Origin of the sequence: Solirhodobacter olei (assembly GCF_004010155.1) — a bacterium.
GTDB lineage: Bacteria > Pseudomonadota > Alphaproteobacteria > Rhodobacterales > Rhodobacteraceae > Solirhodobacter > Solirhodobacter olei.
On the sequence record NZ_RRYH01000002.1, the window covers coordinates 440,435 to 463,295 of the forward strand.

The following is a 22,861-nucleotide window of genomic DNA, read 5'->3' on the forward strand; positions in this document are numbered from 1 at the left end:
GCCAATCAAAGCCATCCGAGAGGAGCAGCAGATGCACAGCACATCTCCGACCAAGCGTCCCCGCAAGTTCATGAGCCTCGCGCTTGCCAGCGTGCTCGCCGCCTCCGCCGCCGTGGCGGTCGCCCCGGTCACCGCCACGGCCGAACCCGTCGGCGGCTACGCGCCCCTGGTGAAGAAGGTCTCCCCCGCCGTCGTCTATATCGAGGTGACCGAGCAGGGCCCGGCCCAGGCCGCGATGCCCGAGGGCTTCCCCTTCTGGCAGTTCTACCAGCAGTTCGGCATCCCGATGCCCGGCCAGAACGGCAATGGCAACGGCAATGGCGGCCAGCAGCAGCAACAGCAGCAGCATCGCCCGGTGATGCATGGCGTCGGCTCCGGCTTCATCATCAGCCCGACCGGCCTGATCGTGACCAACAACCACGTCGTCGCCGGCGCGACCAAGGTGAAGGTGACGCTGGAGGACGGGCAGACCTACACCGCCAAGGTCCTCGGCACCGACCCGGTGACCGACGTCGCGCTGATCAAGGTGAACTCCGACAAGCCGCTTCCCTACGTCCAGTTCGGCTCCTCCAAGAAGATGGAGGTCGGCAATGACGTGATGGCGGTCGGCAACCCGTTCGGCCTCGGCGGCACGGTGACCACGGGCATCATCTCGGCCAAGGCGCGCGACATCGGCGGCAGCACCTACGACAACTTCCTGCAGACCGATGCCGCCATCAACAAGGGCAACTCCGGCGGGCCGCTCTTCAACGACGCCGGCAAGGTGATCGGGATGAACACCGCGATCATGTCGCCGTCGGGCGGCTCGGTCGGGATCGGCTTCGCCGTGCCCTCCGACGTGATCCAGAACGTGGTGGCCCAGCTCGAGCATGGCGGCAAGGTCGCGCATGGCTGGCTCGGGATCGAGATCCGCCGCGTCTCGTCCGATGTGGCCAGCGCGCTCGGGATGGCCAAGCCCCAGGGCGCGATGGTCGCGCAGGTGAACCCCGACAGCCCGGCCGCCAAGGCGGGGATGAAGGCGGGTGACATCATCACCAGCTTCGACGGGACCACCATCAAGCATGTGAACGACCTTCCCCGCGTGGTGGCGATGACCCAGCCCAATACCAAGGCCAAGGTCGACATCCTGCGCGCCGGCAAGAAAGAGCAGCTCACCATCGACGTCGGCACGATGAAGACCCCGAAGAAGGCCTGAACCCACTCTCCCTGTCAGGCCTTCGGGCCGCGCCGGACCCCCACCGGCGCGGCCCGTTAATTTTTGGGGCGGGCGGGCGTCGGCCCGCTTCACGGCGATGCCCGCAAAAAGAAAAAGGCCCCGCGCAGCGCCTGGCTCCACGGGACCTCTTTCAGGTCGGAAGGGTCGACCGGCTCAGCCGCGCAGGCGGCCGGCGATCTTCCACAGGCCCGGCAGCAGCAGCGCCGCCAGCGCCAGCTTCATCGCGTCGCCGATCAGGTAGGGCGTCACGCCCCAGGCGATCGTCTGCGCCCAGACGCTGGAGAACTGGTCGGCATGGTAAAGCCCGCCGGCCACGATCACATGCTTCAGCCACAGAACGCCCGGCACGTAGATCAGCGCGTTGCCGATCAGCATGGCGCCCGCCATCTTCACCACCGAGCGGTCCCAGCCGGCCCGCGCTGCGATCCCCAGCGCCGCCGTCGCCAGCACGTAGCCCGCGAGGTAGCCGCCGGTGGAGCCCATCATGTAGGACAGCCCGTGCACGCTGCCCGAGCCCGCGAAGACATCCGCGCCCAGCGCGCCGAGGCCCATGTAGCCGAGGATCGTCGCCAGCCCGAGCCGCGGGCCATAGGCCGCGCCCAGCGCCAGCACCGCGAAAGTGCCCATCGTCACCGGCACCGGCGAGGGCCAGATGTAAAGCTGGATCTTCGCCGAAAGCGTCAGGATCGCGATCCCGAGCGCCACCAGCGCGACCTGCGCGTAGATCCCGTCGCGGCCCGCCGGGGTCACCCGCTCGGCCAATGCCCTGTCCGTCATCGAAAGCGCCATGACGCCATCTCCCTGCTGAACTCCGTCACGAGGTTGTGCCCCAGGACCCCCTCCAGCGCAAGCCCCGCCGCAGTGCAGCACGTCAGCCCGCCTCCTCGGGCTGGACCAGAACGATCTCTCCCGCCGTCTCCAGCTCGCGGATCGCGGCCACCACCGCGGCCTGCGCCTCCTCGGCGTCCTTCGGCTTCACCTTGCCCGCTCCGCCCATCTCCTCGCGGATCGCGCTGGCCATGCGCTGCGAGATGTTTTCCAGCAGGAACTCCACCGCCGCCTGCCCCGCCTCGTCCCCCGCCGCGCCTGCGAAGGCCTGCACCAGGACCTGCTGCGGCACCACGCGCAGAAGTTTCGGTACATCCCGCCCCTCGACCCGCGCCGGGATGTGGGGAAAGGTGAAGATCGCCTTCCTCACCCGCCCCGCGAACTCCGCATCCGCCGCGTCGAGGCCCTCAAGAACCTCCTCCCGCGTCGCCTGGGGCGAGATGTTGAGGATCGCGCCCACCCGTTCCACCGGGTCGCCCTCGAAGGCCTGCGGGGGCAGCGCGTCAAGGCCGGCCGACAGCGACTGGCCGATCCGCATCACCGTGTCGGGGTCGATCCGCGCGGTCAGAGAGATCGCATAGGCCACCCGCCGCGCCTGTTCGCCCGGCAGCTTGCCCAGAAGCTCCGCCGCCTTGGCGACATTGAGCTTCGACAGCATCACCGCCGCCACCTCGGGGCTTTCCTCCTCCAGCACCGGCATCAGCTGCTCCACAGGCAGCGCGGCGATCCGGTCCCAGGCGTCGTTGCGGTCGCCCCCGCCTCCCATCCGCCGGATCCGCGAGGCGGCAGAGGCCGAAAGCTGCCCGTCCAGCATGTCTAGCGCGCCCGTCAGCCCGCCCGGGAAGGAAAGGCCGATCCGTTCCAGCTCCTCCAGGAACTCCTCGACCGTGGCGCGCAGCGTCTCGCGATCGACGCTGCGCATCAGGCCGATCTGCTCGGTCAGCGCCGCCTGCAGATGCTCCGGCAGGCTGGACAGCGGCAGCGGCACGCCCTCGGCCACCAGAAGCCGCACGATCACCGCCGCCTTCTGCCGGCTGGTCAGCGGCCCGGATGCCGCCCCGGGATGCCCCTGCGCGCGGCTCAAGTGCTGGGTCAAAGATGCCTCCATGACAGCCCCGGACCCGAGGCTGCCATCTCGGCGTTAAGGCCGGCTTACCCGGCTCAGCTCGCCTGCCGGCTCACGCAGGCCTGCGACGCGCCATCCCACACCTGCCCGGCCGGGCAGGCGTCGGAGGATTTCGTCGCCCCCGAATGGAACGCGCAGGCCCAGGCCGGCGACAGCGCCGAGGCCAGGGCCAGGATCGCAACGGCGAAAGAAACTGCCTTCATAGCATGCCTCCATCATCCCTGAAGGAAGCACAGCCCCGTTCCCGATTCGCCGCAAGGCCCGCGACCGCAGGCCCGGCGAAATCGGTCAGCTTTCGCCGAAGACCCGGGCGAAAATCGTGTCGACATGCTTGGTGTGGTAGCCCATGTCGAATTTCTCGTCGATCTCGGCCTCGCTCAGCGCCGCGCGGACCTCGGCATCGGCCTTCAGCTCGGTGCGGAAATCCGCGCCCGCTTCCCAGACCCGCATCGCGTTGCGCTGGACCAGGCGATAGGCATCCTCGCGGCTCACGCCCTTCTGGGTCAGCGCCAGCAGCACGCGCTGTGAATGCACCAGCCCGCCCAGCCGGTCGAGGTTGCGCTGCATGTTCTCCGGATAGACCAGCAGCTTCTCGATCACGCCGGCCAGCCGGTTCAGCGCGAAATCCAGCGTGATCGTCGCATCCGGCCCGATCGCGCGCTCGACCGAGGAATGGCTGATGTCCCGCTCGTGCCAAAGGGCCACGTTCTCCAGCGCCGGGGTGACCGCCGAGCGCACCAGCCGCGACAGGCCGGTGAGGTTCTCGGTCAGCACCGGGTTGCGCTTGTGCGGCATGGCCGAGGAACCCTTCTGGCCGGGCGAAAAGAACTCCTCCGCCTCCAGAACCTCGGTCCGCTGCATATGGCGGATCTCGATCGCGACGTTCTCGATGGAGGCGGCGATGACGCCGAGCGTGGCGAAGAACATCGCATGACGGTCGCGCGGGATCACCTGGGTCGAGACGGGCTCCGGCACGAGACCCATCTGCGCGCAGACATGCTCCTCGACGCTCGGATCGATATTGGCGAAGGTGCCGACAGCGCCCGAAATCGCGCCGGTGGCGATCTCCTCACGGGCGCGAACCAGCCGCTCGCGGCCCCGCGCCATCTCGGCATGGAAACGCGCGAAGGTCAGGCCCATCGTGACCGGCTCGGCATGGATGCCGTGGCTGCGGCCGATGCGGACATCCATCTTGTGCTCGAAGGCGCGCTTCTTCAGCGCGGCCAGCACCCGGTCCATCCCCGCCAGCAGCAGGTCGGAGGCGCGGGCAAGCTGCACGTTCAGCGTGGTGTCGAGCACGTCGGACGAGGTCATCCCCTGATGCACGAACCGCGCCTGATCGCTGCCCACGATCTCGGCCAGATGGGTCAGGAAGGCGATGACGTCATGCTTGGTGACGGCCTCGATCTCGTCGATGCGGGCGACGTCGAAGGTGGCGTCCTTCGCCTTCCAGACGGCTTCCGCATTGGCCTTGGGGATCACGCCGAGGGCGGCCTGCGCGTCGCAGGCATGGGCCTCGATCTCGAACCAGATGCGGAATTTCGTCTCCGGCGACCAGATGGAGACCATCTCGGGGCGGGAATAGCGCGGGATCATCGGCGGGCCTTTCGCAAGGGGAGGCTTGCGGAAGCGGCAAAAGGCTTCCAAGAACGAGGCCCTCTTAGACCGGCGCCGCGCTGCGGACAAGACGGGGCCGACAAGACAGGGAGGACCCGCAATGCCCGCCTTGCGCGACTTCGCCGGCCGCTGGCAGCTCACCCGCTGCATCCTCGACCGCCGCGCAGGCGCCGAGGGACGGTTCGAAGGCACCGCCACCCTCACCCCCGGGGGCGCGGGACTGGCCTATGCGGAAACCGGCCTCCTGACCCTCGGCACGGCGCCCCCGATGACGGCCGAGCGGCGCTATTTCTGGGCCGAGGCCCCCGGCGGCCTGATCGCCGTCCGCTTCGCCGACGGCCGCCCGTTCCACGGCTTCGACCCGGCCACCGGCACCCCCGCCGCCAGCCACTGGTGCGACCCCGACGACTACCGCGTGGCCTATGACCTGACCCGCTGGCCCGAGTGGCAGGCGACCTGGGACGTGACGGGCCCCCGCAAGGACTACCGGATGGAGAGCTTTTACCGGCGGTGAAGGCCCCGGCCCGCCCGCCGCACCAGCATCCCCGAGGGCTCCGCCTGGCGCGGCAGCACCACGGGCCGATCCCGCTTCGACGAGATGTCATGCCAAAAGGCGGGGCGGCCGCCCCTCCCCCCGGGGTGACGCCACGGCCCCCTGACGGGCCCAGTTGCCAAACCCCGCGCCCCGCGTCATAGGCAAAGACATGACCATCGCAGTCACCTCCGGCCCGCGCCCCGGCGCGACGGCACAGGGCATTCTCCTGATGCTCGCGGCGGTCGTCGTCTTCACTGCGATGGACGCGGTGGCCAAGGCCCTCGTCGCGCGCTACGACACGATCCAGGTCGTCTGGGCGCGCTACGCGTTCCAGATCGTCGCCGTGGCGCTCTGGCAGGCGCGCAGCCTGCGCCGCATCGCCCGCACCAGCCATCCCTGGCTCCACGTCTTCCGCTCGGCCTGCCAGTTCGGCGCCACCGCGCTGTTCTTTGCAAGCCTGCGCTACGTCCATCTGGCCACCGCCACCGCCATCGCCGACCTCTCGCCGCTGATCATCGCGCTCGGCGCGGCGCTGTTTCTGGGCGAGAAGATCGGCCCCCGCCGCGCCGCCGGCATCGCCGCCGCCTTCATCGGCGCGCTGATCATCATCCGCCCGGGATCGGAGGTCTTCACCCCGGCCTCGCTGCTGCCGCTGGCCGCCGCCTTCTGCATGGCGGGCTACGTGCTGATCTCCCGCAGGCTCGGCCAGTCAGAGCCGCTGGGAACGGCGCTTCTCTTCTCCACCACCATCGGCACGCTGGTGACGACCGCCGCGCTGCCCACCGTCTGGCACCCGATCGCAACGGCCGACCTGCCGCTTTTCGTCGCCGTGGGCCTTCTCGCCATCGCCGGGCAGGCCTGCACGCTGCGCGCGCTGACGCTGGCGGAAGCCTCGGTCGTGGCCCCCTTCACCCAGACCGACCTTCTCTTCGCCGCGACCTGGGGGCTGATCTTCTTCGCCGAGGTGCCCGACGACTGGACCATCCTCGGCGCGCTTGTGATCGCCTCCGCCGGTCTTTATGTCTGGCACCGCGAAACCCGCGCCGGCCGCGCGCCCCGCCGGAACGGCCGAAAGGGACCGACCAACGGACGATGAGACGCGCCGACGATCCCCGCTACTCCCGTGCCTTCTGGCTGCAGGACCGGCTCTACCGGCTTCTGCTCGGCATTCTGCTGCGCCTGCCCTACCGCTGGCGCGTGCCGCTCTCGGGCTGGGTGCTGGCCCATGTCGTCGCCCCGCTCGCCGGATACGACAAGCGCGTGCGCGACAACCTCGCCCTGATCGTGCCCGACCTTGACGAGGTCGAGGTCGCCCGCCTCGCCCGCAAGGTGCCCGACAATGTCGGCCGCACCCTGATCGAGCTCTACTCCGGCAAGGGCTTCGTCGAACACGTCACCCGCCAGCCGCTCTCCGGCCCCGGCCTCGCCGCGCTCGACGCGGCGCATCGGGCCGGCCGGCCGGTCATCCTCGTCACCGGCCATTTCGGCAATTACGACGCCTCCCGCGCCGCGCTGATCGCCCGCGGCTACCGCGTCGGCGGGCTTTACCGCCCGATGGACAACGGCTGGTTCAACGACCATTACGTCAAGGCGATCTCCCAGATCGGCACGCCGCTCTTCCCGCGCGGCAAGCGCGGGCTGGCCGACATGATCCGCTTCCTGCGCTCCGGCGGCATGCTGGGCATGGTGATCGACCAGCACATGTCCGATGGCGCCCGCCTGTCCTTCCTCGGCCGCGACGCGCTGACCAGCCTCGCCGCCGCCGAGCTGGCGCTGAAATACAACGCGCTGGTGATCCCGACCTACGGCATCCGCCGCCCCGACGGGCTGGATTTCGACGTGGTGGTAGAGTCCCCGATCCCCAACGGCTCGCCGGAGGAGATGACCCAGGCCCTCAACGACAGCCTCGGCAAGCTCGTCCGCGAACACATGGACCAGTGGTTCTGGATCCACCGCCGCTGGAAGGGCACCGCCTGAGGCCCCGCCTTCACCGCTGAAGGCCCCCGCCCGCCTGCTCCCCGGATCTTCCACCATGCGGCCCACCGACCAGGCCATAGGCCGGCTTCAGTTTCCCCCGCCCCAGCGCTGTCGCCACATCTTCTCGCCGATCAGGCAGTCGACCGGCGCCTCCGCCTGCGCCGGCACCACCCTGGCGCGGGGCGCGGGCATCCGCCCGGCCAGTTCCAGCACCATCTTCCGGCGCACCGCGCCGGGGAACGCCTCCCAGCTCGTCACCGGCAGCGAGAACGCCCCCGGCCCGCCGATCACGCAATCGGCGTAGTAGCGGTCGAGGTGGGGGATGTTGCCCCAGTTGCCGAACGGCGTTGTCACCTCGTCGGTGTTGGTCATCAGCGGCAGGCCGTTCAGCGTGATCCGCTGGGCCACGGCGGCATCGCGCGCCACCGTCACCGGCTCGCCCGCGTTGTTCGGCCCGTCGCCGGAGATGTCGATCACCCGGCGCAGGCCGCGATAGCCGTTGCCGTCGAACAGCCGCACCGCGTAGCGGATCGCGCCGGAGATCGAGGTCCGCGACAGGCTCGTCAGCGGCTCCGCCTCGATCCGGGCCGCGAAACGATCGGCGGCGGCGCGGCTGTCGATCAGGGTCCAGGGGATCAGCACCACCTGGTTCGCGGCCCCGCCCCATTCCAGGTAGGTGATCGCAACCCGGCCCCAGCCGCCCTCGAGGATCGCCGCCTGCACTTCCGGGCTGCGGAAGGCGGCCGCATAGCCGCGCCGCTGGATCGTCTGCTCGATCGGATCGATGGAGCGCGAAACGTCGACGGCGAGGATCAGCTCCACCCCCACCCGGATCTCGGGCTTCGCGGTCTGACCGGGCGCTGTCAGGCTGGGAGTCGTCTGGCCGGGGGCACTCTGGGCAGCCGCCGCCCCGGTCAGGCCCGCACAGAGAAGCGCGGCCAGCGCCGATATTCCCCGGGAAGACCTCGCATTCCGGCGCATCGCCGCACCTCATGCCTCCTGCGGGGAGTATCGCACCGCCCCGGCCCGCCACCAAGCCGGATCTGCGCCCGCGAAGGCAGGCAGGGGTGCCGCGCGCGACGCCGGTGCATGCCGGTGTGAAAGCGGCGCGAAAGCGGTGCAATTACGGTATCGGGTTTTCCCTGCCTTTTTAACGCGTTGCCCCCGAAATCTCATCTGGCGGCCAACGCCCCCGGAACGCCGCGTCAAGACGACGTTAACCGGCCCCGCAAGCGGGGCCGGCCTGACGTCTCGCGTTCTCAGAAACCCCGGCCCTAGCGTAGGCTGGCGGCGGCCAGGATCTGCCCCGGTCCCGGCTCCTGCAGGATCACCACCACCGGCTCGTCGCCGTCCGCCGGGGCGATCATGCTCATCGGGGCGGCGCCGTCCCAATGGCCGACGGTGTCCCAGGTGGTCACGATGTTGTGGTAGGTGATGGTCCGCCCGGCATTCTCGCCGCGCCGGATAGAGACCGTCTTTTCAGGCACATAGCGGACGATCTGCACCAGAAGCCCCTTCGGGAAGGTCTGGGTCGACTTGGCGTCGATAACGACCCGCCCCCCCTTGCGGGCAAGCTTCAGCCGCACCGGCGTCGTCTCCGCCGCATGTTCATGAATCAGCTCGGCCACATCCATCGGCCGCGCCCCCGCGACCCGGTCCGCGCCGTCGATGATCAGTTGCGGGGTATAGATCGTCCGCGCCCCGATCGCCCGGGCATAGGCCTTCTGCCGCGCCGTGAAGGCGGGCGAGGCCATCTTGTCGGTCCAGCCGATGTAATCCCAGTAGTCCACATGCAGCGCCAGCGGGATCACGTTCTTCCGCCCCACCAGCCGCGACAGAACCTCGTCCGCCGGCGGGCAGGACGAACAGCCCTGCGAGGTGTAAAGCTCCACCACCACGGCAGAATGTGACTGCGCGGGCGCGGTCGGCGTGTTCGCCCCCGACGTCTCCGCGGCAGTCGGGCGCACCGGCTTCTGCGCCGGTGCCGGTGCCCCGGGCGCCTCCGCCCGCTCCGCGGCAACGGCCCCCGGCCCACCCGAAATCGGTTGAGCAGCGGCAAGGCCTCCGGACAGCGAGAAGCAGAGGCCGACCGCAGCGGCGGTGATGCGTAGATTAAGCATGACTCGGTCCTCAGGTACGCTTCTCAGGATATTCAAACCCGCCGGCACCGGCCAATCAAGGTTCTGCGAGGGTTTTGCAATGTTTAGCCCGGAGACCCGACCTTTTTACAGCCCCTTCGCGGCCTTCCGCCGGGGCCGCACGAAGGGTCTGGATTTTTGGCATACAATTGCATACAAGACCGCCGACTCCTTGCACCGCAGCCCCTGCTGGGGCAAGAGGTGCCCAGCCCGTGACGCCAGAACTGGAGGCCGAGAATGACCGTGATCGTCGGACATGACAGCGCGAAGACCCGCAAGACCCTTGAGGCAGGCGGCGCGACCGTCGCCTATTACTCGATCCCGGCCGCCGAGGCGGCGGGCCTGGGCAAGTTCTCCCGCCTGCCCGCCTCGCTGAAGGTGGTGCTGGAGAACATGCTCCGCTTCGAGGACGGCTCGACCGTCACGACGGACGACATCCGCGCCTTCTCCGAATGGGCCGACAAGGACGGCAAGAACCCGCGCGAGATCTCCTACCGCCCGGCCCGGGTGCTGATGCAGGACTTCACCGGCGTTCCCGCCGTGGTCGACCTCGCCGCGATGCGCGACGGCATCATCGGGCTCGGCGGTGACGCCGAGAAGATCAACCCGCTGAACCCGGTCGACCTCGTCATCGACCACTCGGTGATGATCGACGAATTCGGCAACCCGCGCGCCTTCCAGATGAACGTGGACCGCGAGTACGAGCGCAACATCGAGCGCTACACCTTCCTGAAATGGGGCCAGTCGGCCTTCGACAACTTCCGCGTCGTCCCGCCCGGCACCGGCATCTGCCACCAGGTGAACCTCGAATACCTCGCCCAGACCGTCTGGACCGACAAGGACCAGTCCGGGGCGGAGATCGCCTACCCCGACACGCTCGTCGGCACCGACAGCCACACCACGATGATCAACGGTCTCGGCGTGCTCGGCTGGGGCGTCGGCGGGATCGAGGCGGAGGCCGCGATGCTCGGCCAGCCGGTCTCGATGCTGATCCCCGAGGTCGTCGGCTTCAAGCTGACCGGCCGCATGGTCGAGGGCACGACCGGCACCGACCTCGTCCTCAAGGTCGTCGAGATGCTGCGCAAGCACGGCGTGGTCGGCAAGTTCGTTGAATTCTACGGCGACGGCCTTGACCGCCTGCCCCTGCCCGACCGCGCGACCATCGCCAACATGGCCCCCGAATACGGCGCCACCTGCGGCTTCTTCCCGGTCGACGCAGAGACCCTGCGCTACCTCGAACAGACCGGACGCGCCAAGGATCGGATCGCACTGGTCGAGGCCTACGCCAAGGCCAACGGCATGTGGCGCGACGAGAACTACGCGCCGGTCTACACCTCGACGCTGGAGCTCGACATGGGCACCATCGTCCCGGCGATCTCGGGTCCGAAGCGGCCGCAGGACTATCTGCCGCTGACCAAGGCCGCGGATGCCTTCCTCAACGTGGTAAACGACTACCGCGGCGTCGACGCGGATGTCCAGGCCAAGGACATGGCCTCCGAAGGCCCGACCGCGTCCTCGACGAACGGCTCGGACCCGCGCAAGTCGGGCACCGTCTCGGGCGAGGATTACAAGCTGCGCGACGGCTCGGTCGTGATCGCGGCCATCACTTCCTGCACCAACACCTCGAACCCCTACGTGATGATCGGCGCCGGCCTCGTCGCCCGCAAGGCGCGCGAGCTCGGCCTGAACCGCAAGCCCTGGGTGAAGACCTCACTCGCGCCCGGCTCGCAGGTCGTCACGGAATACCTCGAGGCCGCAGGCCTGCAGGAAGACCTCGACGCCGTGGGCTTCAACCTCGTGGGCTACGGCTGCACGACCTGCATCGGCAACTCGGGCCCGCTGCAGCCCGAAATCTCGAAGTCGATCGCGGACAATGACCTCGTGGCGACCGCCGTGCTCTCCGGCAACCGCAACTTCGAGGGGCGGATCTCGCCCGACGTGCGCGCCAACTACCTCGCCTCGCCGCCGCTCGTGGTAGCCTACGCGCTGGCCGGCGACATGAACATCGACCTGACGACGGAGCCGCTCGGCACCTCGAAAGACGGCAAGCCGGTCTACCTCAAGGACATCTGGCCGACCCAGAAGGAGATCGCCGATCTCGTCCACAAGACCGTCACCCGCGAGGCGTTCCAGAAGAAATACGCCGATGTCTTCAAGGGCGACGAGAAGTGGCAGAGCGTGGAGACCACCGACAGCCTGACCTACGACTGGCCGTCGACCTCCACCTATGTCCGCAATCCGCCCTACTTCCAGGACATGTCGAAGGACCCCGGCAAGATCGAGGACATCTCCGGTGCCCGCGTCCTCGCCGTGCTCGGCGACATGATCACCACTGACCACATCTCGCCGGCGGGCTCGTTCAAGCCATCCACCCCGGCTGGGAAATACCTCACGGACCGCCAGGTGCCGGTGTCGGAGTTCAACTCCTACGGCTCGCGGCGCGGCAACCACGAGGTGATGATGCGCGGCACCTTCGCCAACATCCGCATCAAGAACGAGATGCTGGACGGCGTCGAAGGCGGCTACACAAAGGGTCCGGACGGGGCGCAGACCTCGATCTACGACGCGGCCATGGCATATGAGGAAGCGGGCACGCCCCTCGTCATCTTCGGCGGCATCGAATACGGCGCCGGCTCCTCGCGCGACTGGGCGGCCAAGGGCACCGCGCTTCTCGGCGTCAAGGCGGTCATCGCCGAAAGCTTCGAGCGCATCCACCGCTCGAACCTCGTCGGCATGGGTGTCATCCCGTTCGAGTTCACCGACGGCGACACCCGCAAGTCGCTGGGGCTGACCGGCGAGGAAGAGGTCTCCATCTCCGGCCTCTCGGGCGAGCTGAAGCCGCTGTCTCTGGTGCCCTGCACGATCAAGTTCGCCGACGGGTCGGAGAAGACGATCCGGATCAAGTGCCGGATCGATACCGAGATCGAGGTCGAATACGTCAAGAACGGCGGCGTGCTGCAATACGTGCTGCGCAACCTCGCCAAGAGCTGAGGCCGAGGCCGGGGGGGCGCTGCCCCCCGGCCCGCCCGACACGGGCGGGCGTTCTTCTGCCAGGAAAAAATAGGAAAGGGCGGGCCAGCTGGTCCGCCCTTTCTTCATTCCGGGATGACTGCGGCTCGGTAGAGGTGCCAGGTCGCGTGCCCGAGGATCGGCACCACCACGACCAGCCCCAGGAGCGCCGGGATCGCGCCAAGCACAAGGCCCCCGGCGACGATACCGCCCCAGACGGCCACGGCCTCCGGACTCTGCCGCGCGACCTCGACCGAGGTCACGACCGCCACCGGCAGGCCCACGTCGCGGTCCAGGAGCAGCGGGAAGGACACCACGCTCACCACCAGCACCACGGCGGCGAAGACGAAGCCGGAGATGACCCCCAGCACGATCAGCGCATGCCCCCCCGTGGTCGTCAGCACGTCATGGAGGAAACCGCTGGCCGAGGCCGGAACCTTGCCGCCCATGGTCAGCCCGTAGATGCCGTCGGCCACCAGCAGCCAGGTGACGAAAGTAGCGATCAGGAACAGGCCAAGGACGATGATCGCCCCGAAGGCGGGCTCTCCGATGACGCGGAACGCGTCCGCCCAGCCGGCCTTGCCGCCCGCCTCGCGTTTCCGGCTCATCTGGTAAAGACCGACCGCCGCCCCGGGGCCGAGCAGCGCGAAGCCGGAGACCAGCGGGAAGATCATCGGCAGCATGCTCTCGTGGAACGCCATCCAGCTCAGCGCCAGCCCGACGATCGGGTAGACGATGCAGAGGAAGATCACGTCGCTCCGCATCGCCTCGAAATCCTCGACGCCACGCCGCAGCGCCGTACGGATGTCCGCCATCCCGATCCGCCGCACCCGCGGCCGGGCGGTGACATGATCGCCGCCAAGCGTCTCGGTCATATGGGCGACATGCGCGCCGGCGCCCGCCAGCGACTTCGCCGTCCAGGACAGGGGATTGCCTATGGTCTGTACCATGCCGCCCTCCTCAAGCGAGGCTCTTCCGGCGCGCCGCAACATCCGCGTCCCGGATGGGCGGCGGCGGAATTGCACTGACTGGTCAGGGCAGGATAGCACGTTTCGGCGCGCCTGTCGCCGGACGCGCGGTGCGGGGGGCCTCAGTCCGTCGCCGCCTTCTGCAGCGCCGGGCGGATGGTCGATTTGAGGATGTCCTCGGTGATCGGTCCGGGGAAGCGCAGCACGACCCTGCCGTGGCGGTCGATCACGAAGCTTTCCGGCACCCCGTAGACGCCCCAGTTGAGCGCCATCTGGCCCTGCGCATCGGCGCCCATCGCCTTGTAGGGATCACCGACATCGGCCAGGAACTTCAGCGCGTCCTTCGGCTTGTCCTTGTAGTTCACGCCGTAGATCGGCACGCCCGCGGCGGCCATCTTGGCAAGGTTGCCCGCCTCGGCCCGGCAGGGCACGCACCAGCTCGCCCAGAAGTTCACGATCTTGGCCTTGCCGTCCTTCAGCACGGCATCGGTGAACGGCAGGCTGTCTCCAAGCTGGGTCAGCTGCACCGCCGGCGCCTCGCGCCCGACCATCGTCGAGGGCAGCGCATTCGGATCCTGCCGGTTCATCCCCCACCAGAACAGGATCGCCAGCCCGACGAACAGGGCCGGCGGCAGCACCATCAGCGGCTTAAGCTTCACCCCTGTTCCTCCCCAACCGAGCCTCGGCCTCCTCCAGCTGGCGGCGCACCCGGCGCCCGCGCGCCCAGGTCGCCACGATCAGCGCCACGATCAGCACCAGCGCCACCGCATAGGCCGACAGCACCGTGATCTCGTACTTGCCAAGCTGCAGGTCGCTCCACATCAGCCCATCCTCTCGCGCGCGAGCAGCGCCTTCAGGCGGCGGGCGCGGATCTCTGTGCGGGTCCTCAGAAGCACCATCGTCACGAAGAACAGGATGAAGCCGGTGATGCAGATCATCAGCGGATACCAATAGGCGTCCGCCACATGCTGCTTCTGCATCAGCGTCAGGCTCGGGCCCTGGTGCAGGCCCTGGTTCCAGAAGTTCACTGCATAGCGGCTGAGGATCGCGAAGACAGACCCCACGAGGCAGAGGACGGAGGTCAGGTCTGCCGCCGTATCGGGATCCTCGATCGCCGCCCAAAGCGCGAGATAGCCGAGGTAGAACAGGAACAGGATCAGGAACGAGGTCAGCCGCGGGTCCCAGGCCCACCAGGTACCCCACATCGGCTCTCCCCAGATCGCGCCGGTGATCAGCGCGATCAGCGTCATCGTGGCGCCCACCGGCGCCGCGGCCTTGGCCGCCAATGCCGAGACATGGTGCCGCCGCACCAGCCAGATCAGCGAGGCGACCAGCATCATCAGCCAGGCATTGATCCCCAGCATGGCCGAGGGGACGTGGAGGAAGATGATCTTGACCGTCGTTCCCTGCCGCATCTCGGGCGGCGTGAAGGCGAAGCCCCAGACGAGGCCCACCACCATCAGCACGGCCGTCAGCGGCACCAGCCAGCGCAGAAGCCAGCCGGAGGTGCGCATGAACACTACTGGATTGGCATATTTCCAGATCGACATGAGCGTTCCTTAGGGCCTTTCCTCAGCGATCTCAATTCAATTGCCCGGGCGGGTTCAGCGCAGATTGACGCGGAGCGCGGCGGCCGAGGCGAAGGGCAGCAGCGCCGCCGCCCCGGCGGTGATCCCGGCCAGCAGAAGAAGCGGCACATCCACCGCCTGCCCCGCCGCGCCGCGCTTGACCACCTCGGCCCCGAAGATCAGCGTCGGCACGTAAAGCGGCAGCACCAGAAGCGACATCAGCAGGCCGCCCCGCTTCAGCCCTACCGTCAGCGCCGCCCCGAAGGTGCCGATGACCGACAGCGCCGGCGTGCCAAGCGCGAGGCTCAGCACCAGCCACCCGTAGCCCGCCAGCGGCAGGTTCAGCAGCAGCGCCAGGACCGGCGAGGCCAGCACCAGCGGCAGCCCGGTGGTGATCCAGTGCGCAAGCGCCTTGACGCTGACGATCCCCTCCAGCGGGATCGGCGCGGTGGCCAGCAGATCCAGCGAGCCGTCCTCGTGGTCGAGCGCGAAGATCCGGTCCAGCGACAGAAGGCAGGCGAGCAGCGCCGCGACCCACAGGATCCCCGGCGCGATCACGGCAAGCGTCGCGCTCTCCGGGCCGACGCCCAGCGGCACCAGCACCACCACGATCAGGAAGAAGGCCAGCCCCAGACCGAAGCCACCCCCGGCGCGCAGCGCCAGCTTCAGGTCGCGGATCAGCAGCGCGATCATGCCCGGCCCCTCACAGAAAGGCGTCGTCGAAGGCCCCGCGAAGGCCACCGGCCTCCGGCGGGCGGGCCTTGCACGCCGTCAGGTCCAGAACCTCCGCCTCCGGCAGGCCGAGATCGATATGCGTGGCGATCAGCGCCGCGCCTCCGCCCACCATGTGGCGCCGGACCACCCCGGCGAATAGCGCGACAGAGGCCGTGTCGAGAGACACCGTCGGCTCGTCCAGCATCCAGATCGCCCGCCCGGAGACAAGCAGCCGCGCCAGCCCCAGCCGCCGCTTCTGCCCGGCCGAAAGGTTCTGCGCCTGCCGGTCGGCCAGCGCCGTCAGGTTCATCGCCTCCAGCGCCGCCCCGATCCCGCCGGTGCCGAAGATCCGCGCCCAGAACGTCAGGTTTTCCGTCACGGTCAGGGTGGATTTCAGCCCGTCGGCATGGCTTGCATAGGCGATGGCCTCGGGCGGGGCGTTGATCTCTCCGGCCAGCGGCGGCTGCAGCCCGGCCAGCGTGCGCAGCAGCGTGGTCTTGCCGATACCGTTCGGCCCGCGCAGGATCAGCGCCCGCCCGGGGGCAAGCCGGAAGCTCACCCCTTCCAGCACCGGCACGGCGCCGCGCGAAACGGCCAGATCGGTCACGCTCAGGTCCATGTCCCAGCCCTAGCCGAAACAGCCCCGCCCCGGAAGCCTCTGCTTCTTCTGTCTAAAAATATCCTCGGGGGTCAAAGGGGGACGAGCCCCCTGCCGCGCGCCCTCAGACCGGGATCAGCGCCACGGCGATCCGCCGGCCCTCGGCCAGCAGGACGTTGTAGGTGCGGCAGGCGGCAGGCGTGTCCATCGGCTCGACGCCGACGCCCGCCTCCTCCAGCGCCTCGCGCAGCGCCTTGGGAAGCGGGGTGATAGCAGGGCCGGTGCCGACGAAGATCACGTCGACCTCGCCCTTCAGCGCCAGCAGCGCCTCCACATCCGTCATCCCGCCCCAGCGGGCGACGCCGGTCGCGGTGACAAGCGCCGCGCCCTCGTGAACCTGCCCCGCCACGCGGAAGAAACCGGGCCCGTAGCCGTCGATCGGCCGCGCGCCCTCGTAGCTGATCTCGTTCAGTCGCATCAGCCCTTGGCGGCGAACTGCGTGCCCGCCGCGCCGTCGTCCTTCTTGCCCCAGTCCCGCTTCACGCCAAGCATCAGCACGATGTTCTTGGCGACGTAGATCGAGGAATAGGTCCCGGTGATGACGCCCCAGGCAATGGCGAAGACGAAGCCCCGGATCACGTCGCCGCCGAAGATCAGTAGCGCGATCAGCGGGATCATGGTGGAGAGCGAGGTCATCAGCGTGCGCGACAGCGTCTCGTTCGCCGAGAGGTTCAGCACGTCCCGAAGCGGCATCTTCTTGTACTTGATCAGGTTCTCTCGGGCCCGGTCGAAGACCACCACCGTATCGTTCAGCGAATAGCCGACGATGGTCAGCAGCGCCGCGATGATCGACAGGTCGAACTTGATCTGCAGAAGAACGAATATCCCCACCGTCAGCGCCACGTCATGCACCGTGGCGACCGCGGCGCCAAGCGCGAACTGCCACTCGAACCTCAGCCAGATATAGGCCATGACCGCGAAGACCGCGCCCGAGATCGCCATCACCGCCTTTCGCATCAGCTCGCCCGAGACCTTCGGGCCGACCGAGTTGACGGAGGTGAAGCGGATCGACGGATCGACCTTCTGCAGCGCCCCCTCGATCCGCTTCAAGGCGGCCGGCGGGATGCTCTCATGCCCCTTCTCGGCCGAGACGCGGACGTTGGCCACATGCTTGTTGGTCGAGGCCGAGGGATCGAAGACCTGGTTGATGATGACGTCGCCCAGGTGCAGCGGATCCAGCGCCTTGCGGTAGGCGCCGACGTTCACCGGCTGGCTCGCCTCGGTCCGGATCGTGGTGCCGCCGAGGAAGTCGATCCCGAAGTTCAGGCCCCAGATGAAGGGGGCCATGATCGAGATCACCACCAGCAGCATCGAGCCCCCGAAGGTGACGCGCGCGATGGCGAAGAAGTCGATGTTCGTGTGGTCCGGGACCATCCGAAGGTGGCGCATGTTACACCTCGATTGACTTGGGGCGGCGGCGTTCGAACCACATCACGATCATCAGGCGCGACAGCCAGACGGTGGTGAAGACCGAGGTGAGGATCCCGAGCCCCAGCGTCACGGCGAAGCCGCGGACCGGGCCGGTGCCGACGAAGTAGAGGATACCGGCGGAGATCATCGTCGTCAGGTTGGCGTCGATGATGGCCGACAGCGCACGCTCGTAGCCAAGCTCGATCGCCCGTGCCGGACCACGCGCGGCGCGCAGTTCTTCCCGGATCCGCTCGTAGACCAGCACGTTGCCGTCCACCGCCATGCCGACGGTCAGCACGATGCCGGCGATGCCGGGCAGCGTCAGCGTCGCGCCGATCAGCGACAGGGCCCCGAACATCATGCACATGTTGAGCGCGAGGCCGAGGTTGGCGATCCAGCCGAAGAAGCCGTAGACCGCGACCATGAAGACGACCACCGCGATGGTGCCGACCACGGCGGCGATCCGGCCGGCGCGGATCGAGTCCGCCCCCAGCTCCGGCCCGATGGTGCGTTCCTCGAGGAAGCTCATCTTCGCGGGCAGCGCACCGGCGCGCAGCAGGACCGCAAGCTGGGTCGAGCTCTGCACCGTGAAGTTGCCCGTGATGATGCCCGAGCCGCCGGCGATATGCGCCTGGATGACCGGGGCGGAGATCACCTTGTTGTCCAGGACGATGGCGAAGGGCTGGCCGATATGGGTGGCCGTGTAATCGCCGAACTTGCGCGCCCCGGTGGTGTCGAAGCGGAAGTCGACCGCCGGCTGCCCGTTCTGGTCGAAGGAGGGCTGCGCGTCGGTCAGGTCCTCACCCGTCACCACCGGCGTGTCGTCGATGATGTAGTAAAGCCCCTTCTGATCCTCGCTCGGCACCAGAGAATTGCCGGCCCCGGGGATCGCATGCGCGTCGCTGGTGCGCCCGACGACCTTGTTGAAGGTCAGCCGCGCGGTGGTGCCGATCAGCGCCTTCAGCTGCTCGGCGCTGCCGATGCCCGGCACCTCGATCAGGATCCGGTCGCTGCCTTCCTGCTGGATCGTCGGCTCACGCGTGCCCGCGGCGTCGATCCGGCGCCGCACGATCTCCAGCGACTGCTGCATCGTGCGCTGGTCGGTCGCGGCCTTCTCGGCCGGCGACAGCTGGATGGTGATGCTGTTGCCCGCGGCGGTGACCTGCAGGTCCTTCTGCCCGACCCCGGTCAGCGACACGACGGGCCGCGCGAGGCCGCGCACGGTCTGCAGCGCCGTGGCCATGGCCTCGGGCTTGGAGATCGAGACCTTCAGCACCGACGGGTCCGACGGCTCGCGCCGCACGTTACCCACCGTCGCGCGTTCCTTGGCAAGCGCGTCGCGCACCTCGGGCCAGAGCGCATTCATGCGGTCGGCGTAGACGTTGCTCAGGTGGACCTCGGCCAGAAGATGCGCGCCACCGCGCAGGTCGAGGCCGAGGTTGACGATGCTCGAGGGCAGCCAGGACGGCCATTCCGCCAGCTGCTTGGCCAGTTCCGGGGTCGACCCGTTGCGGGCGATCTTGGCGGCCGCCGCGTTATGCGTCTCGACCCGGTTGTAGAACAGGTTCGGCATGGCGAGGATCACGCCGAGAGCGCAGAGCCCCAGGATGATGACGCGCTTCCAAAGGGGTATTTGCATGGGTCAGCCGGGCTCAGGAGGATGCGGGTTCGGTCTTCGACAGCACCTGAGAGATGGTCGAGCGGACAACCCGCACCTTCACCCCGTCGGCGATCTCGACCTCGACCTCGGTGTCGTCCTTCACCTTGGAGACCTTTCCGAGGATCCCGCCCTGGGTGACGATCATGTCGCCCCGGCGGAGCGACTGAACCATGGCCTTGTGGTCCTTCAGCTTCTTCTGCTGCGGACGGATCATGATGAAATACATGATCGCGAAGATCAGGATCAGCGGGATGAAGCTCGAGAACGTGCTGATCGTGGCGTCACCGCCAGCGGCCGCTGCATAGGCAGGCGTTACGAACATGCGGGCTCCTTCAATTTGGCTCGGCACGGGGCCACAGCATACCGGCGGGGTACCGAGGGGGCCCCCGAATGTGGCGCGCACCCTATCCTCGGCCCCGGGGGATGGCAAGGCGCGCGAAGGTCATTTCGACGTGGGTCCGGACAGGAGTTCGGACAGGCCCGCGAACGGCGGCGCAGGCCGGGCCGCGCTCACCTTAGGATCAGCCCGACGACGACCATCATCAGCCCGATCAGCGCGACGCCGAGGGCGGCGTAGTTCCACGCGAAGAGCGGCGCGAGGCGGCGTTTCATCTCGGCCTCGTCAAGCTCCGCGCCCCCCATCCGCGCGGCGATCACCGCGCAGACGACGAGCACCGCCACCCCGATCAGCGTCACCGCCGTTCCGCCCCAGATGAGGTATTGCATGACCGCCTCGCTACAGATCCGCCCCCGCGCCTACCTGTTCGGGGCGAAATGGGCAAGCCTCGGGGCGCCGGCAAGCGGAGGGCGGGGACCGGGTCCCATCCCACCGCCGTAGTGTGCGCATTCATTGCGCACCACTCCGCCCTTCGCCCCGGGAAGCCGCCCCTCAGGCCGCCTCTTCCTCGGCCTCGGCGGATTGGCGGTTCCACATCGCGGCATAGCGGGCGCCGCGGACCAGAAGCTCCTCGTGCCGGCCCTCTTCGACCACCACGCCATGCTCCAGCACCACGATCCGGTCGGCATCCGCGATGGTCGACAGCCGGTGCGCGATGGTGATCACCGTGCGCCCCTGCCCCATCGCCTTAAGGCTCTCCTGGATATCCCGCTCGGTCTGGGTGTCGAGCGCCGAGGTCGCCTCGTCCAGGAGCAGGATCGGCGGGTTCTTCAGAAGCGTCCGGGCGATGCCCACCCGCTGCTTCTCGCCGCCCGAAAGCTTCAGCCCGCGCTCGCCCACCTTGGTCTCGTAGCCCTCCGGCAGCGCCATGATGAAATCATGGATCTTCGCCGCCCGCGCCGCCGCCTCGACCTCGGCGATCGTCGCCTCCGGCCGGCCATAGGCGATGTTGTAGAAGACCGTGTCGTTGAACAGCACCGTATCCTGCGGCACCACCCCGATCGCGGCATGCAGCGTGTCCTGCGTCACCGCGCGCACGTCCTGCCCGTCGATCCTCAGCGCCCCGCCGGTGACCTCGTAGAACCGGAAAAGAAGCCGCCCGATGGTGGACTTGCCCGACCCGGAGGGCCCGACGATCGCCACCGTCTGCCCGGCGCCGACGCGGATCGACACGCCCTTCAGGATCGGCCGCGCGCTGTCATAGCCGAAGGAGACGTTGTCGAGCACGACCTCGCCGCCCTTCACCTCCAGCGGCTTCGCGTCCGGCGCATCGGTGATCTCGGCCGGCTGCTCCAACAGGTCGAACATGTCGGCCATGTCGATCAGCGACTGGCGGATCTCGCGATAGACCGTGCCGAGGAAGCCCAGCGGCTGGGTGATCTGCATCATGTAGGCGTTGACCATGACGAAATCGCCGACGGTCAGCACGCCCTTCTCGGTCCCGATCGCCGACATCACCATCACGGCGACAAGGCCGGTGTTGATGATCAGCGCCTGCCCGAAGTTCAGGAAGGACAGCGACTGCCCGGTCTTCACCGCCGCCGCCTCGTAGCCCTCCATGGCCTCGTCATAGCGCGACGCCTCGCGGCCCTCGGCACCGAAATACTTCACCGTTTCGAAGTTCAGCAGGCTGTCGATCGCCTTCTGGTTCGCGTCGGTGTCCTGCTCGTTCATCTTGCGGCGGATCTGCACCCGCCATTCGGTGACGCGGAAGGTGAACGTCACGTAAAGCGTGATCGAGACCGCGACGACCAGCGCGTACCAGACGTTGAACACCGTCGCGAAGACGACGAGCACGATGATCAGCTGCACGATCAGCGGGCCGACCGAGAACAGCGTGAAGCGCAGCAGGAAGTCGATGCCCTTCACCCCGCGCTCGATCACCCGGCTGAGGCCGCCGGTCTTGCGCGCGATGTGGTAGCGCATCGAGAGGCGGTGAATATGGGTGAAGGTCTCCAGCGCCAGCATCCTCAGCGCGCGCTGCCCGACCCGCACGAAAAGCGCGTCGCGCAGCTCGCCCATGCCGGTGTTCAGAAGCCGCGAGACGCCATAGGCGATTGTCAGCCCCACCGCGCCCAGCGCCAGAAGCCAGTCATGGCCATGCGAGGTGTGGGCCAGGCTGTCGACCGCGACCTTGAAGAAGACCGGCGTGACCAGCGAGAAGAGCTGCGCCAGCATCAGCGCGCAGAGCGACATCACCACGCGGCGGCGCACCCACCGCGGCTCGCGCGGCCAGAGATAAGGCAGAACCCGTCGGATGGTCCGGATCGCGCTGCGGCGCGCATGGGCCTTTTGCCCGGCGGCATTGGTGTCGGTCATGAAGGGGCTCCTAGCGTCACGGTGTAACTAGGTCGTGACGCGTCGAAAGACCAGTGGCGGGATGCAGGGCACCTGTGCGTCAGTTGCCCCCCGGCACCGCGAAGACCTGCCCCGGATAGATCAGGTTCGGGTCGCGGATCTGCTCGCGGTTCGCATCGAAGACCTTCACGTAGAGGATCCCTTGGCCGTAACTGGCCTTTGCGATGCCCCAGAGCGTGTAGCCCGGCTGCACGGTAATGATCGTCGCCCGCACGCCGACCTGCGCCTTGCCGCCGCCCGCGCCCGCCGCGCCCTGCGTGACCCCCGCCGCCGCCAGCGCCGTCTGCGACTCGCGCTTGAACGGCGTCTCGAACCGCGCGGTGACCTTGCCGGACGCGTCGACCTGGTCGGCCCGCAGGGTATAGAGCCCCTCGTGGATCCCCGGCAGCGTCAGCGACCAATGCCCGTCGCCGCCCACCTTGGCCAGCGCCACGTCCTTGTCGTCAAGGTAGATGCGGATATGCGCGGCCGCCTTGCCATGGCCGGAAAGCTGCACCGCGCCGCCCTCGGAATAGGCGATCGAATCGATCCCCATCTCGGAGCCCGGCGCGCCGCCCTGCAGCACCTGAACCCCCTGCCGGCCTGCCAGAAGCACCGTCGGCGCGCTGCCGGAGGCCGGCGCCGCGATCCCGCCCGGCGCCGCCGCGCCCGCCGCCGAGCCGCCGCTGGACGGCGCCCCGGG

The 22,861-nt window shown here is 68.5% G+C and carries 24 protein-coding genes; 5 read left to right on the forward strand and 19 right to left on the reverse strand.

Going from position 1 to position 22,861, the window contains the following annotated elements:
* The first annotated feature begins 31 nt into the window (after nucleotides 1-31).
* Nucleotides 32-1,195 carry a Do family serine endopeptidase gene (locus EIP85_RS02115; protein WP_127900476.1) on the forward strand — a complete coding sequence of 388 codons (1,164 nt, stop codon included), beginning with the start codon at nucleotides 32-34 and terminating at the stop codon, nucleotides 1,193-1,195.
* Between the two features lie 174 nt (nucleotides 1,196-1,369).
* Here the strand turns inward: EIP85_RS02115 and EIP85_RS02120 are convergent, their stop codons facing one another.
* The 4 genes from EIP85_RS02120 to purB all read right to left on the reverse strand — a co-directional run bounded on the left by EIP85_RS02120 (nucleotide 1,370) and on the right by purB (nucleotide 4,766).
* Nucleotides 1,370-2,005 carry a biotin transporter BioY gene (locus EIP85_RS02120; RefSeq protein ID WP_127900477.1) on the reverse strand — a complete coding sequence of 212 codons (636 nt, stop codon included), beginning with the start codon at nucleotides 2,003-2,005 and terminating at the stop codon, nucleotides 1,370-1,372.
* An 82-nt stretch (nucleotides 2,006-2,087) separates the two neighbouring features.
* Nucleotides 2,088-3,140 carry a flagellar motor switch protein FliG gene (locus EIP85_RS02125; protein WP_241559863.1) on the reverse strand — a complete coding sequence of 351 codons (1,053 nt, stop codon included), beginning with the start codon at nucleotides 3,138-3,140 and terminating at the stop codon, nucleotides 2,088-2,090.
* Between the two features lie 65 nt (nucleotides 3,141-3,205).
* Nucleotides 3,206-3,373 carry a hypothetical protein gene (locus EIP85_RS22715; RefSeq protein ID WP_164871618.1) on the reverse strand — a complete coding sequence of 56 codons (168 nt, stop codon included), beginning with the start codon at nucleotides 3,371-3,373 and terminating at the stop codon, nucleotides 3,206-3,208.
* A gap of 85 nt (nucleotides 3,374-3,458) precedes the next feature.
* Entirely contained in the window at nucleotides 3,459-4,766 is a 1,308-nt protein-coding gene (purB, locus tag EIP85_RS02130) for an adenylosuccinate lyase (protein WP_127900479.1), read from the reverse strand.
* 121 nt (nucleotides 4,767-4,887) lie between these two features.
* On the opposite strand from purB, the gene EIP85_RS02135 reads away from it, so the two are divergent.
* The 3 genes from EIP85_RS02135 (at nucleotide 4,888) to EIP85_RS02145 (ending at nucleotide 7,299) form a co-directional block, all read left to right on the forward strand.
* Nucleotides 4,888-5,301, forward strand: coding sequence for a DUF6314 family protein (locus EIP85_RS02135; RefSeq protein WP_127900480.1), 414 nt, complete (start codon nucleotides 4,888-4,890; stop codon nucleotides 5,299-5,301).
* 190 nt (nucleotides 5,302-5,491) lie between these two features.
* Complete coding sequence (locus tag EIP85_RS02140; protein WP_127900481.1) at nucleotides 5,492-6,418, forward strand: DMT family transporter; 927 nt, start codon at nucleotides 5,492-5,494, stop codon at nucleotides 6,416-6,418.
* On the forward strand, nucleotides 6,415-7,299 hold the full coding sequence (locus EIP85_RS02145) for a lysophospholipid acyltransferase family protein (protein ID WP_127900482.1): 885 nt from the start codon (nucleotides 6,415-6,417) through the stop codon (nucleotides 7,297-7,299). The genes EIP85_RS02140 and EIP85_RS02145 overlap by 4 nt, the downstream gene beginning before the upstream one ends.
* Nucleotides 7,300-7,386: 87 nt before the next feature.
* On the opposite strand, the gene EIP85_RS02150 is transcribed toward EIP85_RS02145, so the two are convergent.
* Both EIP85_RS02150 and EIP85_RS02155 read right to left on the reverse strand, forming a co-directional pair.
* Complete coding sequence (locus EIP85_RS02150) at nucleotides 7,387-8,280, reverse strand: DUF1194 domain-containing protein (RefSeq protein ID WP_127900483.1); 894 nt, start codon at nucleotides 8,278-8,280, stop codon at nucleotides 7,387-7,389.
* Nucleotides 8,281-8,573: 293 nt separating this feature from the next.
* The gene (locus tag EIP85_RS02155; protein WP_127900484.1) at nucleotides 8,574-9,419 is read right to left on the reverse strand and encodes a DUF1223 domain-containing protein; all 846 of its coding nucleotides are present in this window, start codon (nucleotides 9,417-9,419) and stop codon (nucleotides 8,574-8,576) included.
* 255 nt (nucleotides 9,420-9,674) lie between these two features.
* Between EIP85_RS02155 and acnA the strand changes: the two genes are divergently transcribed.
* A complete protein-coding gene (acnA, locus tag EIP85_RS02160) occupies nucleotides 9,675-12,428 on the forward strand; it encodes an aconitate hydratase AcnA (RefSeq protein WP_127900485.1) in 2,754 nt (917 codons plus the stop codon).
* A 104-nt stretch (nucleotides 12,429-12,532) separates the two neighbouring features.
* Here the strand turns inward: acnA and EIP85_RS02165 are convergent, their stop codons facing one another.
* From EIP85_RS02165 to EIP85_RS02225, 13 genes are all read right to left on the reverse strand, one after another.
* Entirely contained in the window at nucleotides 12,533-13,396 is an 864-nt protein-coding gene (locus tag EIP85_RS02165) for a DUF2189 domain-containing protein (RefSeq protein WP_127900486.1), read from the reverse strand.
* 140 nt (nucleotides 13,397-13,536) lie between these two features.
* Nucleotides 13,537-14,055 carry a DsbE family thiol:disulfide interchange protein gene (locus tag EIP85_RS02170; protein ID WP_127900523.1) on the reverse strand — a complete coding sequence of 173 codons (519 nt, stop codon included), beginning with the start codon at nucleotides 14,053-14,055 and terminating at the stop codon, nucleotides 13,537-13,539.
* Between the two features lie 7 nt (nucleotides 14,056-14,062).
* Nucleotides 14,063-14,236, reverse strand: a complete 174-nt coding sequence (gene ccmD / locus EIP85_RS02175; RefSeq protein ID WP_127900487.1) for a heme exporter protein CcmD — start codon at nucleotides 14,234-14,236, stop codon at nucleotides 14,063-14,065.
* Nucleotides 14,236-14,964 carry a heme ABC transporter permease gene (locus EIP85_RS02180; RefSeq protein WP_127900488.1) on the reverse strand — a complete coding sequence of 243 codons (729 nt, stop codon included), beginning with the start codon at nucleotides 14,962-14,964 and terminating at the stop codon, nucleotides 14,236-14,238. Before EIP85_RS02180 ends, ccmD begins: the two co-directional genes overlap by 1 nt.
* Before the next feature lie 54 nt (nucleotides 14,965-15,018).
* Entirely contained in the window at nucleotides 15,019-15,675 is a 657-nt protein-coding gene (ccmB, locus tag EIP85_RS02185; protein ID WP_127900489.1) for a heme exporter protein CcmB, read from the reverse strand.
* Nucleotides 15,676-15,685: 10 nt separating this feature from the next.
* On the reverse strand, nucleotides 15,686-16,315 hold the full coding sequence (gene ccmA / locus EIP85_RS02190; RefSeq protein ID WP_127900490.1) for a heme ABC exporter ATP-binding protein CcmA: 630 nt from the start codon (nucleotides 16,313-16,315) through the stop codon (nucleotides 15,686-15,688).
* 103 nt (nucleotides 16,316-16,418) lie between these two features.
* A complete protein-coding gene (locus EIP85_RS02195; RefSeq protein ID WP_127900491.1) occupies nucleotides 16,419-16,772 on the reverse strand; it encodes an Mth938-like domain-containing protein in 354 nt (117 codons plus the stop codon).
* Nucleotides 16,772-17,743: a protein translocase subunit SecF gene (gene secF / locus EIP85_RS02200; RefSeq protein ID WP_127900492.1), complete on the reverse strand. Its 972-nt coding sequence runs from the start codon at nucleotides 17,741-17,743 to the stop codon at nucleotides 16,772-16,774. The genes EIP85_RS02195 and secF overlap by 1 nt, the downstream gene beginning before the upstream one ends.
* A 1-nt stretch (nucleotide 17,744) precedes the next feature.
* A complete protein-coding gene (gene secD, locus EIP85_RS02205; protein ID WP_127900493.1) occupies nucleotides 17,745-19,403 on the reverse strand; it encodes a protein translocase subunit SecD in 1,659 nt (552 codons plus the stop codon).
* 13 nt (nucleotides 19,404-19,416) lie between these two features.
* The gene (gene yajC / locus EIP85_RS02210) at nucleotides 19,417-19,746 is read right to left on the reverse strand and encodes a preprotein translocase subunit YajC (protein ID WP_127900494.1); all 330 of its coding nucleotides are present in this window, start codon (nucleotides 19,744-19,746) and stop codon (nucleotides 19,417-19,419) included.
* A gap of 188 nt (nucleotides 19,747-19,934) precedes the next feature.
* The gene (locus EIP85_RS02215; RefSeq protein WP_127900495.1) at nucleotides 19,935-20,150 is read right to left on the reverse strand and encodes a hypothetical protein; all 216 of its coding nucleotides are present in this window, start codon (nucleotides 20,148-20,150) and stop codon (nucleotides 19,935-19,937) included.
* 163 nt (nucleotides 20,151-20,313) lie between these two features.
* Nucleotides 20,314-22,140 carry an ABCB family ABC transporter ATP-binding protein/permease gene (locus tag EIP85_RS02220; protein WP_127900496.1) on the reverse strand — a complete coding sequence of 609 codons (1,827 nt, stop codon included), beginning with the start codon at nucleotides 22,138-22,140 and terminating at the stop codon, nucleotides 20,314-20,316.
* Between the two features lie 79 nt (nucleotides 22,141-22,219).
* On the reverse strand, nucleotides 22,220-22,861 hold a 642-nt coding region (locus EIP85_RS02225; protein WP_127900497.1), incomplete at its 5' end, for a LysM peptidoglycan-binding domain-containing protein.

Excerpts from the sequence above, each read along its gene's own strand:
- EIP85_RS02115 (WP_127900476.1), top strand. The coding sequence starts at position 32 with ATGCACAGCACATCTCCGACCAAGCGTCCCCGCAAGTTCATGAGCCTC.
- EIP85_RS02120 (WP_127900477.1), bottom strand. The coding sequence starts at position 2,005 with ATGGCGCTTTCGATGACGGACAGGGCATTGGCCGAGCGGGTGACCCCG.
- EIP85_RS22715 (WP_164871618.1), bottom strand. The coding sequence starts at position 3,373 with ATGAAGGCAGTTTCTTTCGCCGTTGCGATCCTGGCCCTGGCCTCGGCG.
- purB (WP_127900479.1), bottom strand. The coding sequence starts at position 4,766 with ATGATCCCGCGCTATTCCCGCCCCGAGATGGTCTCCATCTGGTCGCCG.
- EIP85_RS02135 (WP_127900480.1), top strand. The coding sequence starts at position 4,888 with ATGCCCGCCTTGCGCGACTTCGCCGGCCGCTGGCAGCTCACCCGCTGC.
- EIP85_RS02140 (WP_127900481.1), top strand. The coding sequence starts at position 5,492 with ATGACCATCGCAGTCACCTCCGGCCCGCGCCCCGGCGCGACGGCACAG.
- EIP85_RS02145 (WP_127900482.1), top strand. The coding sequence starts at position 6,415 with ATGAGACGCGCCGACGATCCCCGCTACTCCCGTGCCTTCTGGCTGCAG.
- EIP85_RS02150 (WP_127900483.1), bottom strand. The coding sequence starts at position 8,280 with ATGCGCCGGAATGCGAGGTCTTCCCGGGGAATATCGGCGCTGGCCGCG.
- EIP85_RS02155 (WP_127900484.1), bottom strand. The coding sequence starts at position 9,419 with ATGCTTAATCTACGCATCACCGCCGCTGCGGTCGGCCTCTGCTTCTCG.
- acnA (WP_127900485.1), top strand. The coding sequence starts at position 9,675 with ATGACCGTGATCGTCGGACATGACAGCGCGAAGACCCGCAAGACCCTT.
- EIP85_RS02165 (WP_127900486.1), bottom strand. The coding sequence starts at position 13,396 with ATGGTACAGACCATAGGCAATCCCCTGTCCTGGACGGCGAAGTCGCTG.
- EIP85_RS02170 (WP_127900523.1), bottom strand. The coding sequence starts at position 14,055 with ATGGTGCTGCCGCCGGCCCTGTTCGTCGGGCTGGCGATCCTGTTCTGG.
- ccmD (WP_127900487.1), bottom strand. The coding sequence starts at position 14,236 with ATGTGGAGCGACCTGCAGCTTGGCAAGTACGAGATCACGGTGCTGTCG.
- EIP85_RS02180 (WP_127900488.1), bottom strand. The coding sequence starts at position 14,964 with ATGTCGATCTGGAAATATGCCAATCCAGTAGTGTTCATGCGCACCTCC.
- ccmB (WP_127900489.1), bottom strand. The coding sequence starts at position 15,675 with ATGATCGCGCTGCTGATCCGCGACCTGAAGCTGGCGCTGCGCGCCGGG.
- ccmA (WP_127900490.1), bottom strand. The coding sequence starts at position 16,315 with ATGGACCTGAGCGTGACCGATCTGGCCGTTTCGCGCGGCGCCGTGCCG.
- EIP85_RS02195 (WP_127900491.1), bottom strand. The coding sequence starts at position 16,772 with ATGCGACTGAACGAGATCAGCTACGAGGGCGCGCGGCCGATCGACGGC.
- secF (WP_127900492.1), bottom strand. The coding sequence starts at position 17,743 with ATGCGCCACCTTCGGATGGTCCCGGACCACACGAACATCGACTTCTTC.
- secD (WP_127900493.1), bottom strand. The coding sequence starts at position 19,403 with ATGCAAATACCCCTTTGGAAGCGCGTCATCATCCTGGGGCTCTGCGCT.
- yajC (WP_127900494.1), bottom strand. The coding sequence starts at position 19,746 with ATGTTCGTAACGCCTGCCTATGCAGCGGCCGCTGGCGGTGACGCCACG.
- EIP85_RS02215 (WP_127900495.1), bottom strand. The coding sequence starts at position 20,150 with ATGCAATACCTCATCTGGGGCGGAACGGCGGTGACGCTGATCGGGGTG.
- EIP85_RS02220 (WP_127900496.1), bottom strand. The coding sequence starts at position 22,140 with ATGACCGACACCAATGCCGCCGGGCAAAAGGCCCATGCGCGCCGCAGC.